This is a genomic window from Kaistella sp. SH40-3, assembly GCF_030686865.1.
GTDB lineage: Bacteria > Bacteroidota > Bacteroidia > Flavobacteriales > Weeksellaceae > Kaistella.
The window spans coordinates 1-2,359 of sequence record NZ_JAQYUS010000023.1 but is presented as its reverse complement, the minus strand read 5'-3'; the positions used below and the strand labels follow the sequence as shown (position 1 = coordinate 2,359).

The 2,359-nt window shown below is 39.5% G+C and carries 3 protein-coding genes; 1 reads left to right on the top strand and 2 read right to left on the bottom strand.

From position 1 onward, the window contains the following. The first annotated feature begins 204 nt into the window (after positions 1-204). A complete protein-coding gene (locus PUH65_RS14820) occupies positions 205-606 on the top strand; it encodes a DUF5958 family protein (RefSeq protein WP_305520880.1) in 402 nt (133 codons plus the stop codon). 246 nt (positions 607-852) lie between these two features. On the opposite strand, the gene PUH65_RS14815 is transcribed toward PUH65_RS14820, so the two are convergent. Together PUH65_RS14815 and PUH65_RS14810 are read right to left on the bottom strand one after the other, a co-directional pair. After that, positions 853-2,040 carry an IS91 family transposase gene (locus PUH65_RS14815; protein ID WP_370692055.1) on the bottom strand — a complete coding sequence of 396 codons (1,188 nt, stop codon included), beginning with the start codon at positions 2,038-2,040 and terminating at the stop codon, positions 853-855. Further along, positions 1,955-2,359, bottom strand: a 405-nt coding sequence (locus PUH65_RS14810; protein ID WP_305520878.1) for a tyrosine-type recombinase/integrase, incomplete at its 5' end; no start/stop codon positions are given. The genes PUH65_RS14815 and PUH65_RS14810, both read right to left, overlap by 86 nt.

Below are 2,359 nucleotides of genomic sequence, written 5' to 3'. Positions count from 1 at the left end.
CGTATTGGCAATAGTGCGGAGGAATCGCAAGTTTAACCATTTTAGATATTTCGAAGATTAATTTATAATAAGAAAGTTTCCGCGTTAAAGCCGCACCATCGCCAATACGCAAAACGTTATGTGCGATATTCAGAAGATAACAATTAATTGAAAAGATCGGAAGAAATCATATTGAGATTATGCGGAATTTGATGTTTAAATAAAATGGGGAAACTAGAAAAACAAATAAATTTAATAGCGCAGAACAAAATAGATTTTGACGAAGGTCAAAATTTAATCATTAAGAGTTTGGAATTCGATTTTAATGTAACATTTGAAATTTTAAAAAACTTTATTTTAAATTCTATTCCAAATAAATCTAATTATTTTTCCGACTCATATCAAAAAGCAATTATTAGTATTCCACTGAAACAGACTTTTACACCGATAATCATACTTAATAAATTTTCTGTCAAAGATGCTTTTAAGAGATTAAGTGAATTATCAGAAAGTGAATATGAAAAGATAATTATATCTCTATTATGGATTTTTAAGATCACAGACACTGAACGGAGACAAACTGAATGTAAAAATGGATGTGAACATTATTGGCACAATATCAAGTAAAAATACCGCACATAATAACTAAGCTTTCGTTTTGTCTGAAAGACAAGAAATGAAAGCCTGTTGAACGGAACCTCCGGTGGCTTTTCCTCCCCAGTTGGTCACCTTATGGAGTTATCGATTTTAGAATTTAGGATATTAGAGCAGTTTTTTAGAAGGACTGCTTTTTTTGGGAACTGAGGTGAGGTTTTTCAGGCACTCACGGGCTTTTCTTTACTTTTAAGATACAAAATCCCTTACCCACAAAGTTCATTTTGCAGACGAGGCATTAAAAACGGCAAGAAAATCCTCAGGCGGGCCACGCTGTCCGAAAAGTGCGATGGTGATTAAATTTCCTTCCTTGCAACACCGACATTTTTTAAGCAAAGTTTTCGGTTTTACTTCTGTAATCTGGATTTTTAAATCTGATTGTAAATCCTGAAGTTTCCCGCGTTTCCAGGAGCTGCTTAAAATTCCGTAATGCCTTATTCTTACAAACCTTCGAGGCAAAATATGAAGACTAAATCTGCGCACAAATTCAGTATTCGATAAAGTCATTTCCTTTTTCTGACCTTCTTTGCGGTAATCTTTGTAGCCAAAACGAACTTCTTTATCGGTAACTTCTTTGATTCGGTGATTGCTGATGGCAACTTTGTGCGTATATCTTCCCAAATATTCGATCACTTGTTTTGGTCCGCCAAAAGGTCTTTTGGCATAGACGACCCAGTTTTTGGCGAAGAGCTTGTCCATGAGGTCGGCATCTTTAATTCCACAAGCCTTTAATGAAGCCGCAAACTTCGCCCGAAATACCTTGCTCAAAGCCTTTACCGGAAAAAGGTATTTATCGGTTCGTACTTTGCCTTTCCATTTTCCCTGTTTATTAGTGCCTCCACCGGGAACAATGCAGTGCAGGTGCGGATGAAGGCTCAGGTTCTGTCCCCAGGTGTGAAGTATGGCAATCATTCCCAGTTGGATTCCTTCGGTGTTACCGAATTGGTTTAAAGTTGCCCAGGCGGCTTCAAATAAGGTTTTGTAAACGAGGGTGGGATTGGCAATAGACAAACCGTTCAGTTCTTCAGGAAGCGTAAAAACCAGATGATAATAGCTGCACGGCAGCAAGTCCGCTTCACGTTTCCGGATCCATTCTCCCTTTTTGTGTCCCTGACACTGGGGACAGTGACGGTTTCTGCAGGAGTTGTAACTGATGCTCATATTTCCGCATTCGTCGCACGCATCGATATGACCACCCAAAGCTGAAGTGCGGCAATATGATAGAGCCCGAAGCGTTTTTTCCTGATGAACCGTAAAATTCCGGGCCGATAAACTGATTTTACGAAGAACATCTGCAACGCTTCCGTTTTGATGCTTTGCCTTACTTCGGGATTCCATTTTTGCGGCATAAAGCGAAAACGGTATCCAGAGGGCTGTGCGGCTGCTGATCCGATAGCTGGCAGACATGGAGGTATTCCATCGTCGATTCAATTCTTTCATGACCCAAAAGTTTCTGAACCATAATGATCGAAACACCATCTTCCAATAAATGCGTGGCAAAGCTGTGTCGCAAAGTGTGGGTATGAACGTCTTTGGTAATTCCCGCTTTTTTTGAAATCGTTTTGATGACCCACTGCACGCCGCGCTGACTGTATCTGGAATCAAAATCCGCTCTGCCGGAATCTGGCTGGTCAATCTCTTCAATATTTCTATTTTGATTTCCATTGAATAAATATTGAGTCGGATTTTCCACGGAAATAAAGGTTTTCAGTCCCCGAATTAAATG

What these genes read in the sequence shown, in the direction of transcription:
- PUH65_RS14820 (WP_305520880.1), top strand. Translation starts at nt 205, where the DNA reads ATGGGGAAACTAGAAAAACAAATAAATTTAATAGCGCAGAACAAAATA.
- PUH65_RS14815 (WP_370692055.1), bottom strand. Translation starts at nt 2,040, where the DNA reads ATGTCTGCCAGCTATCGGATCAGCAGCCGCACAGCCCTCTGGATACCG.